The organism is Salinisphaera sp., from assembly GCF_035690525.1.
Lineage (GTDB): Bacteria > Pseudomonadota > Gammaproteobacteria > Nevskiales > Salinisphaeraceae > Salinisphaera.
On sequence record NZ_DASSKM010000148.1, the window covers coordinates 1 to 9,034 of the forward strand.

Sequence of the window (9,034 nt, forward strand, 5' to 3'; positions counted from 1 at the left end):
AACTGCGGATCGGTATAGGCGTTGGACATGCGGACCTCAATGGTTGGCCGAAAGCGCGCGGAACGCGACAAAGCGCGGCAGTATATCAGTCGGACAACGGACTTCGGCCCGGGGGCTAATGATGTTTCAAACAATGGTTGAATTGTTTTCGAACGCCCCTATTGAAGATTGCAAAGCCATCGCCGTCCCCGCGACGGCCGATACGAATCAATAGAGGAAAGCCTGACCATGCGAATGGACAAACTCACCAGTAAGCTCCAGCAGGCCCTGGCCGATGCCCAGAGCCTGGCCGTGGGGCGCGATCACAATGAAATCCAGCCACAGCATCTGCTGCTGGCGATGCTCGACGCCGAGGGCGGCACGGTGCGGCCGCTGTTCGACAACGCCGGCCTGAACGTCCGCGAAATTCGCAACCAGGTCTTGAAGAGCCTGGACAACCTGCCGACCATCGGCGAGGCCACGGGCGATGTGAACCCGGGCCAAGCGCTGATTCGCGTGCTCAATCTGTCCGACAAGCTCGCCCAGAAGCGCGGCGATTCGTTCGTTTCCAGCGAACTTGTCGCTTTGGCGATGCTCGAGGACAAGTCCGAAACCGGCAAGATTCTCAAACAGGCCGGCGCCACCCGCGACAACCTCAGCGCCCAGATCGACGCGATGCGCGGCGGCGAGAGCGTCAACGACGCCAACGCCGAGGAACAGCGCGGCGCGCTCGATAAATACACCACCGATCTCACCGAGCGCGCCGAAGTCGGCAAGCTCGACCCGGTGATCGGCCGCGACGAGGAGATTCGTCGCGTAATCCAGGTATTGTCGCGCCGCACCAAGAACAACCCGACGCTGGTCGGCGATCCCGGGGTCGGCAAGACCGCCATCGTGGAAGGCCTGGCCCAGCGCATCGTTAACGGCGAGGTGCCCGAGTCGCTTAGAGACAAGCGCGTGCTGGTGCTGGATCTCGCGGCCATGATCGCCGGCGCCAAGTATCGCGGCGAGTTCGAGGACCGGCTCAAGGGCGTATTGTCCGATCTAGCCAAGCAGGAAGGCCGCATCATCCTGTTCATCGACGAAATCCATACCCTGGTCGGCGCCGGCAAGGCCGAAGGCGCGATGGACGCCGGCAACATGTTGAAGCCCGCACTCGCCCGCGGCGAGTTGCACTGTATCGGCGCGACCACGCTTAACGAGTACCGGCAGAACATCGAAAAGGATGCCGCGCTGGAGCGTCGTTTTCAGAAGGTCATGGTCGACGAGCCGGGCCTGGAGGACACGGTCGCCATCCTGCGCGGCCTGAAAGAGCGCTATCAGGTGCACCACGGCGTGGACATCACCGACGGCGCGATCATCGCCGCGGCCAAGCTGTCGCAGCGCTATATCACCGACCGTAAGTTACCGGACAAGGCCATCGACTTGATCGACGAGGCCGCTTCCAAGATCCGCATCGAGATCGATTCCAAGCCGGAAGAGCTGGATCGCCTCGAGCGTCGCCTGATCCAGCTCAAGATCGAGAAGCAGGCGTTGTCCAAGGAGTCCGACGAAGGCTCCAAGGCGCGGCTGGAAAAACTCGACGACGACATCGCGGCGCTCGAGCGCGAGTATTCGGATCTGGAAGAAATCTGGAAAGCCGAGAAAGCCAGCGTGACCGGCGCCGCGCATAAGCGCGAAGAACTGGACCACGCCCGGCGAGAACTGGAAGCGGCCCAGCGCGCCGGCGATTACGAACGCATGGCCGAGATCCAGTACGGCCGGATTCCCGAGCTCGAGCGCGAGCTCGCCGCGGCGCAGGAAGCCGAGGCCAAGCCGGCCGATCACAAACTGTTGCGCGACAACGTCACCGACGAGGAAGTCGCCGAGATCGTATCGCGCTGGACCGGCATCCCGGTCAATCGCATGCTCGAAGCCGAGCGCGACAAACTGCTGCGCATGGAGGATTCGCTGCACGAACGCGTGATCGGGCAGAACGAAGCCGTCTCCGCGGTCTCGGATGCGATCCGACGCTCCAGGTCCGGCCTGTCCGATCCGGCGCGTCCGATCGGCTCCTTCCTGTTCCTCGGCCCGACCGGCGTGGGCAAGACCGAGCTGTGCAAGGCGATCGCGAACTTCCTGTTCGATACCGAGAGCGCGATGGTGCGCATCGATATGTCCGAGTTCATGGAAAAACACTCGGTGGCCCGGCTGATCGGCGCCCCGCCCGGCTATGTCGGCTACGAACAGGGCGGCTATCTGACCGAGGCCGTGCGGCGCAAACCGTATTCCGTGATCCTGCTCGACGAGATCGAGAAGGCGCATCACGACGTCTTCAACGTCCTGCTACAGGTGCTCGACGACGGCCGGCTCACCGACGGCCAGGGCCGCACGGTGGACTTCCGCAATACCGTGATCGTGATGACCTCGAACCTCGGCAGCCAACTGATCCAGGAATTGGCCGACTCGGGCTACGAGACCATGAAGGAATCGGTGATGGACGTAGTCGCCCAGCACTTCCGGCCGGAGTTCATCAACCGTATCGACGAATCGGTGGTCTTCCATCCGCTGGAAGCGACCGAGATCCGCAAGATCGCCCGTATCCAGATGCGCGAGCTCGAAGCCCGGCTGGCCGAGCGCGATCTCACGCTTGCGGTCAGCGACGCGGCGCTGGACAAGCTGGCCGAAGCCGGCTTCGACCCGGTCTACGGCGCGCGCCCGCTCAAGCGCTCGATCCAGACCCTGGTCGAGAACCCGCTGGCCAAAAGGATTCTGGCGGGCGAATTCGTCGCCGGCGATACGGTCCGGGTGGATCTCGCCGGCGGCGGCAGCGCCGATCTGGCGTTCGCCAAGGCGGCATGACGCCGGCCCCGCAAGCCAAGCAATACGCGCCGGCAAGCCCGCGGCTTCTGTTGCGGGCTTGTTGCGGGCTTGTTGTGTAGGGGATATGCCTACGCCCCTTGATTCAGCCCGCGCCGCACCACAGCGTCCGATTATTGTTTCAATCGGATTCAACAGGATTGTCCATGCATAACGTAACGGCCAATGGCGCAACGATTCCCGCGATCGGTTTCGGCACCTTCGAGCTCGAACCGAAGGACGCCGAGGCGATGGTCGAGCATGCGCTCGGCGTCGGCTATCGGCATATCGATACCGCCCAGGCCTACAACAACGAGGAAGCCGTAGGGCGCGCGATCCGGCTATCGAGCGTCGAACGCGAAGATGTCTTTCTCACGACCAAGGTCTGGACCGACAGCTACACCGACGGCGAACTTCAGAAATCCGTGCAGCAAAGCCTGAACCGGCTGGGCACCGACTATATCGATCTGCTCCTGCTGCACTGGCCGAACCCCGATGTGTCGCTCAAGGAAACGCTGGGCGCGCTCAACGAAGTGCAAGAGAAAGGGCTGGCCCGCAACATCGGCATCAGCAACTTCACGGTCCCGATGATTCATGAAGCGGCCGAACTGTCGGGTCAACCGCTGGCGACCAATCAAGTCGAGTATCACCCCTACCTCGATCAGAAGCCGGTATTGGATGCTCTGTCCGAACACGGCATCTCGCTGACCGCTTATTGCCCGCTGGCCCGCGGCGAAGTCTTCAAGGACCCGACGCTGGAGCGCATCGGCAAGCAATACGGTAAGAACGCCGGCCAAATCGCGCTGCGCTGGCTCATCCAACAGGACAACGTGATCGCGCTGCCACGCTCGGCCAATCCCGACCACGTGACCTCGAACTTCGAAGTCTTCGACTTCGAGCTCACCGAGGAACAGATGAGCGAAATCAGCAAGCTCTATTCCCAAGACGGCCGGATGATCAACCCGTCGTTCGCGCCCGAATGGGATACCGCCGCCTGACGTTTATTGCCGCGAACCGGCAACATCACATGCCGCGCCCGATCGGGCGCGGCTTTTTTAACTATCGATCAGGGAGTGCGCCAGTTCGAGCGCGATCGCGGCCGAGGTTTTGCCGGTTCGCCCGGCCTCGGCGAAGATTCGGTCGAGCGTGATTTCGATGTTCGCCACCCGGCCGGCCACGCGCCGGCCGTCGTAACCGGCCGGATCGATCTCGTCGGCCACGTTAATCAGCCCGCCCGCGTTGATCACGAAATCCGGCGCATAGACGATATCGCGTTCCATCAGTCGTTCGGCGTCCGCGGCACCAGCCAGCTGATTATTGGCCGCGCCCGCGATCACCCGCGCGCGGATCTCGGGAATGCTGCGCTCGTTTAAAACGGCGCCGATGCCGCAGGGCGCGAGCACATCCACATCGGCCGCCAGAATCTCATCGTTCGGCACGATCCGGGCTCCGGCGCGGCGCGCGCTTTCTCCGGCCGCGACGTCGATATCCGAGGCATGCACCTCGGCGCCGCCGGCCAGCAACCGCTCGATCACGCCCAAGCCGACGCTGCCGCAACCCTGCACGGCCACTTTTAGACCCTGGAAGTCGCCGCTCATGCCGGCGCTGCGTAGCGCCGAACGCATACCGCACACCACGCCGCGGGCGGTATGCGGCGAAGGATCGCCCGAACCGCCGTCGGCCAGGGCCCGCCCGACCGCGAAACGGGTGACATCGTTGAGCCGCGCGATATCCGACTCGTTCATGCCCATGTCTTCGGTCGCGATATAGCGGCCGCCAAGCCGCTCGATGCAGCCGGCCAGCGCATGCATGCCGGCCGCGCGATCGGCCGGAAACGGCCCCATCACCACGGCCTTGGCCCCGCCGCAGGGCAATCCGGCACAGGCGGCCTTGTAGCTCATCGCCTCGGACAGGCGCAGCACATCGGTCAGCGCTTCTCCGTCGTCGCCGTAGTCGCGGATACGCACGCCGCCGATGCCCGGCCCGCGGCGCGTGGAATGAACCGCGACGATGGCGCGCAGCCCGGTGCCCGGATCGTGGAAAAAACAGACTTCTTCATGGCCGGCTGCGACCATGGGTGAAAAAACCGACACGCGCTATCCTCGGCAAACGTTGGCAGGTGAATCCGCGAAAGTCTGACCTCGCCGGCGACGCCTGTCGATATCAACTTGCAACGGCCGACTTGCAGCAGCCAACGGCGACCGCGATACTCGCGATAGCACGGCCCGGCAATAGCATCAACGGTCGTGGGGGAACCGATCATGCAACAATTACGCGTTTTGCTCTGCGCCGCGGCGCTCGGCGTTGCGGGCGTGGCGCTCGCCCAGCCCGATGACGGCCACGGCCCGGCGGCCGATGGCAGTGTATCCGACACCGCCGCCGAGGCGGACGGCAATACCGTCGATCAGCCTTCCGCTTCGGTGCCGGAGCCCCCGCAAGCGGTACGCGTGGAACTCAACAAACTACAATCGATCACCGGCGCCTGCCGAGCGTATCTCGTGACCCAGAATCAAACCGACCGCGCCTTCGATTCGTTCAAGTTGGACGTGGTGATGTTCGATAACAACGGGATCGTGGCCAAGCGTCTCGCGGTACAGATCGGCCCGATGCCGCCCGGCAAGACGAGTCTCAAGGTATTCGATATTCCCGACCTGAGCTGTCAACAGATCGGACAGTTGCTGCTCAACAACGTGCTCGAATGTACGGTCGACACCGGTAAGGGGCCGCCACAGGCGCGCGACGACTGTCTGTCGTTGGTTTCCGTGTCGCAGCGCGGTCGCGTACCGTTCATCGAATAACCGATCAAGATTTTATAACCCGCCACCGCGGAGGCGCGCGTGCTGCAGTCCCTGACCGGAGCCCTTGAACGTTTTAACGACAAACTGCTCGTCGGCGGGCCGGTGGTGGTGCTTCTGGCGCTGATGTCGATCGTGGCGATCACGATCATCGTGGCCAAGCTGATGCAATTCCGCGCAGCCGAAATCAGCGACTATCGCACCGGACGCGGCGCGCTGTCGGTTTATCGCATGGGCAATACATCGGCGGCGCTGGCCATGACACGCCGCTCGCGCAGCCCGGTGGCGCGGGTGGCCGGACACGCGCTCGAACTCAAGCATCACCGGCATCTGCCGGAACATCTGATGCGCGAAGAGATCATGCAATACGGCGCAGATATTCTCGAGCGCTTGCGCTCGCATCTGCGGGTGCTCGAAGTTATCGCCTCGCTGGCGCCGCTGCTCGGCCTGTTCGGCACGGTGCTCGGCATGATCGAGGCGTTCCGGGCGCTCGAGGCCGCGGGCAACCAGGTCAATCCGGCGCTGCTGTCGGGCGGCATCTGGCAGGCGCTGTTGACCACCGCCGTGGGCCTGGGTGTGGCCATGCCGGTCATGGTCGCGCTCAACTGGCTCGAACGTCTGGTCGATCGTCAGGCCCAGGAAATGGACAGCATAGTCACCCGCATCCTGATCATCGATCCGGCGCGGGCCGACACCGTCGATACCGATACCGATGACGCTTTCGTCGCCCGGTCCCCGTTCATTTAGCGCGAGCCGACGTCGTCGCCCGCGGCTGATCAGTCTCACGCCGTTGATCGACGTCGTGTTCATTCTGCTGCTGTTTTTCATGCTCGCCTACAGCTTCACCGACGAACACCGGATCGCTCTGGAGACGCCCGCGCCCGCCGCGCGCGGACACGGCATCACCGGCGCCTTATTGGTGGAGGTGCGTACCGACGGCGTCCGGTTCGCCGGCCATTATCTGCCGATGGACCGGCTCATCGCCCGCGTGCGCGCGGCCCGCCGCGGCCATCCGGATCGGCGCGTCCTGGTGCGCTCGGCGCACGGCGTGACGCTCCAGGATACGGTGCGCGTGCTGGATGCGTTGTCCAAGGCCGGCATCGATCATATCGCGCTGATGGACACGACGGCCGGATCGGCCGCGCGCAAACCCTGATGCGTTTCAAGCGCGCCCGGGCCCCCGCCACCTCCGCTTACCTGGACGACGCGATCCTGCCGCTGGCCAACGTGGTCTTTTTACTGCTGATCTTTTTCATGCTAGCCGGGCATCTTGCGACGCCTTCGCCGATAAACGTCCAGCCTCCGCGCTCGGCCAGCCAGGCTAGCGCCGAGCGCCAAGGCATCGAAGTCGCGCTCGCCGCGGACGGCCGGCTTGCCGTTGGCGGGCATACGATCGACAAAAGCACGCTCGAAACCGTCATCAAGCGGCGCCTGAAGGCCACACCCGACGCCCCGATCCGGCTGCGCGCCGACGGCGACCTGGCGACCAACCGCGTGGTCCGGATCATGCAGATTCTGCGCAAGGCCGGCGTTCATCGCCTGCGGCTCATCACCCGGGCGCGAACTCAGTAATGCGGATAACCAAGCGTCAATGGCTGATCGCGGTCGGCTGGGCGGCGCTGTTGCACCTGCTGGTGATCGGTTTGCTGGCCGGGATGCCCGCGCCGCCTGCCGTCTCGCCCCCGGCGTCCCGGGGCGTTACGGTGTCGCTGGACGATTTCGATTCTACCCCGCCGGCGCCGCCGAGCTTCGAAGACATGCCGATCGAACAATTGAGCGACGTCAGCGGCCGGGCCGCCACGGCCGCGACCGGGTTACCGTCGGCGCCGCCGGCGGCCGATAGCGAGGCCGCCGGGCCCGCGCCGATCGAGAGCGCGAAGCCGGTCGGCCCGCTAATCGGCGACGCCTCGTCCCCGCAGATCGCATCCGCTTCCACACCGGACGCGGCGCCGCCCGAGGCCGAAGCCAAAATCCCGATCGAGTCGGCGCCGACCGCCGCATCCAAAGCCCATCCATCCGGCGCTGACAGCGCACCGGCCATCGCCGCCGCGCTGCCGGTGACGCCGGATCGGACATTGTCTGATCAATTGCCGGAACAACAGGTGACGGCGCGGGCTATCGGCCCCGCGCCCGATGCCAGCCCCGAGGGCGCCTATGGTGATCGCGATCAAGCCACCGATCAGTATGTCGCCCAGCTACGGGCCTGGCTGGCGCGCCATAAGCACTACCCGGAAAAAGCCCGGCGCGAACATGTCGAGGGCACGGTCAAGCTATTCCTCGCCGTCGATGCGCACGGCGAGGTGCTTGAAGCCCGTATCCTCGACGCATCCGGCTCACCCATGCTGACCGCCGCTACCCGCCATATGCTGGCCGCATCCAAGCCGCTACCGGCCATGCCGGCCGCCGCGCAACGCGACCGGCTGGAACTGATTATTCCGGTCGTTTTCAGCCTACGCTAGCGCGTCCACGGCACGAGTTCGACACGGCGATTTTTGGCGCGGCCCGCGCTATTGGCGTTGGTGGCGCGCGGCGCCGCGTAACCCACGCCCAGAGGCTTGAGCCGCGAGGGATCCACGCCGTAATCCGACACCAACGCGTCGACCACCGCATTCGCGCGGCGTTCCGACAATTTCAGGTTGTAGGCGAAACTGCCGCGGTTGTCGGTGTGGCCGACCACCAACAGCCGTAACTCCGGTTTGTCCGACAGCAACCGGGAAATTTCCTTGATCGTCGAACGCGATTCCGGCTTGATCCGGGCGCTGTCGGTATCGAAGAAGATGCCGTATAGCGCAACGCGGCCTTTGTCTTTCAACTGGCGCGCCATCTGCGCGGCCGTGACCGAAATCGCGGCGACCCGGCGCGGCTCGGAGCGCGCCAGGTCGAACTGTACCGCCAGCAGCGGTCCGTCCGGCGCGATCTGCACGGCGGCGTACTCGTCGGCCCCGGCCCCGGCGCCGGACCGGCGCATCGCGCGATAGGTCTGATCATCGGCGGCCGCGTCAAAGTGCGATGGTGCGGCTCGGTAGCCCGGCGAGGCCTCGCGGAAGTGCGGCCCACAGGCCGCCCCGCGGCAGGTGAAAAGCGGCTCGAAGCCGGCCTCGGCGAGACGCTGTCCAATCGTGGCATCCAACGCTTTCGCCGTCTCCGTGCTGTCCACGAGCAGCGTGCGGCGGGCCACCGGCCCTTCGATGGTTCGAACCGCCGATATGTTACCGCGGATACCGCCCAGTTGGACGATCCGATCCACGATCAGCGCGTAGCTCTGTTTCGGCGACGCCTGCAGCGCCAGCGTCTTCGTGCCCGTCGGCATGTCGATCGGCAGATCGAGCGCCGGCTGCTTGCCCGCGGCGGCCGACGCCGGCATGGCCGCCACAATCGTCAACGCCATACCAATGAGGACGAATAAAATATCTTTGCGCGCG

At 64.8% G+C, this 9,034-nt stretch carries 9 protein-coding genes; 7 read left to right on the top strand and 2 right to left on the bottom strand.

Annotated features, from left to right (window positions below; genetic code table 11):
• Positions 1-234: 234 nt before the first annotated feature.
• Together clpB and VFJ08_RS11350 are read left to right on the top strand one after the other, a co-directional pair.
• Positions 235-2,820: an ATP-dependent chaperone ClpB gene (gene clpB / locus VFJ08_RS11345; protein WP_349256992.1), complete on the top strand. Its 2,586-nt coding sequence runs from the start codon at positions 235-237 to the stop codon at positions 2,818-2,820.
• A gap of 164 nt (positions 2,821-2,984) precedes the next feature.
• On the top strand, positions 2,985-3,815 hold the full coding sequence (locus VFJ08_RS11350) for an aldo/keto reductase (RefSeq protein WP_324997326.1): 831 nt from the start codon (positions 2,985-2,987) through the stop codon (positions 3,813-3,815).
• A gap of 57 nt (positions 3,816-3,872) precedes the next feature.
• On the opposite strand, the gene VFJ08_RS11355 is transcribed toward VFJ08_RS11350, so the two are convergent.
• Positions 3,873-4,910, bottom strand: a complete 1,038-nt coding sequence (locus VFJ08_RS11355; RefSeq protein WP_324997327.1) for a Glu/Leu/Phe/Val dehydrogenase family protein — start codon at positions 4,908-4,910, stop codon at positions 3,873-3,875.
• 168 nt (positions 4,911-5,078) lie between these two features.
• Between VFJ08_RS11355 and VFJ08_RS11360 the strand changes: the two genes are divergently transcribed.
• Genes VFJ08_RS11360 through VFJ08_RS11380 form a run of 5 tightly spaced genes read left to right on the top strand, consistent with a single transcriptional unit; the run spans position 5,079 to position 8,071 of the window.
• A complete protein-coding gene (locus tag VFJ08_RS11360; protein ID WP_324997328.1) occupies positions 5,079-5,615 on the top strand; it encodes a hypothetical protein in 537 nt (178 codons plus the stop codon).
• Positions 5,616-5,654: 39 nt separating this feature from the next.
• Complete coding sequence (locus VFJ08_RS11365; RefSeq protein WP_324997329.1) at positions 5,655-6,359, top strand: MotA/TolQ/ExbB proton channel family protein; 705 nt, start codon at positions 5,655-5,657, stop codon at positions 6,357-6,359.
• A complete protein-coding gene (locus VFJ08_RS11370) occupies positions 6,325-6,768 on the top strand; it encodes a biopolymer transporter ExbD (RefSeq protein WP_324997330.1) in 444 nt (147 codons plus the stop codon). The genes VFJ08_RS11365 and VFJ08_RS11370 overlap by 35 nt, the downstream gene beginning before the upstream one ends.
• The gene (locus VFJ08_RS11375) at positions 6,768-7,184 is read left to right on the top strand and encodes a biopolymer transporter ExbD (protein ID WP_324997331.1); all 417 of its coding nucleotides are present in this window, start codon (positions 6,768-6,770) and stop codon (positions 7,182-7,184) included. The genes VFJ08_RS11370 and VFJ08_RS11375 overlap by 1 nt, the downstream gene beginning before the upstream one ends.
• Positions 7,184-8,071 carry a TonB family protein gene (locus VFJ08_RS11380; RefSeq protein ID WP_324997332.1) on the top strand — a complete coding sequence of 296 codons (888 nt, stop codon included), beginning with the start codon at positions 7,184-7,186 and terminating at the stop codon, positions 8,069-8,071. The genes VFJ08_RS11375 and VFJ08_RS11380 overlap by 1 nt, the downstream gene beginning before the upstream one ends.
• Here VFJ08_RS11380 and VFJ08_RS11385 read toward each other — a convergent pair.
• A partial coding sequence (locus VFJ08_RS11385; protein WP_324997333.1) for an OmpA family protein occupies positions 8,068-9,034 on the bottom strand: 967 nt, incomplete at its 5' end. The two genes, VFJ08_RS11380 and VFJ08_RS11385, sit on opposite strands and share 4 nt — an antisense overlap.

Excerpts from the sequence above, each read along its gene's own strand:
- clpB (WP_349256992.1), top strand. The coding sequence starts at position 235 with ATGGACAAACTCACCAGTAAGCTCCAGCAGGCCCTGGCCGATGCCCAG.
- VFJ08_RS11350 (WP_324997326.1), top strand. The coding sequence starts at position 2,985 with ATGCATAACGTAACGGCCAATGGCGCAACGATTCCCGCGATCGGTTTC.
- VFJ08_RS11360 (WP_324997328.1), top strand. The coding sequence starts at position 5,079 with ATGCAACAATTACGCGTTTTGCTCTGCGCCGCGGCGCTCGGCGTTGCG.
- VFJ08_RS11370 (WP_324997330.1), top strand. The coding sequence starts at position 6,325 with ATGACGCTTTCGTCGCCCGGTCCCCGTTCATTTAGCGCGAGCCGACGT.
- VFJ08_RS11375 (WP_324997331.1), top strand. The coding sequence starts at position 6,768 with ATGCGTTTCAAGCGCGCCCGGGCCCCCGCCACCTCCGCTTACCTGGAC.
- VFJ08_RS11380 (WP_324997332.1), top strand. The coding sequence starts at position 7,184 with ATGCGGATAACCAAGCGTCAATGGCTGATCGCGGTCGGCTGGGCGGCG.